General features: G+C 50.2%; 1 pseudogene. It reads left to right on the top strand.

Annotated elements, in window-relative coordinates:
• A pseudogene (locus BFF42_RS28455) lies at positions 1–107 on the top strand (hypothetical protein); the annotation flags it as partial.
• Positions 108–205: the final 98 nt, after the last annotated feature.

Here is a 205-nt window from a genome sequence, read left to right as displayed (position 1 = left end):
TTTACTCCGCGTCCGTTATTCCGGTGAAGACGCCGACCGAATCAAAAGAATCTGCAAAACTGTTGGAAACACTGAAAGACGTACCGGACGACCAACGTCAGGCACGTTTACTCCGCGTCCGTTATTCCGGTGAAGACGCCGACCGAATCAAAAGAATCTGCAAAACTGTTGGAAACACTGAAAGACGTACCGGACGACCAACGTC

This window comes from Shigella sp. FC1661, from assembly GCF_001712525.1.
Classification (GTDB): domain Bacteria; phylum Pseudomonadota; class Gammaproteobacteria; order Enterobacterales; family Enterobacteriaceae; genus Escherichia; species Escherichia coli.
This window is presented reverse-complemented; position numbering and strand designations above follow the sequence as displayed.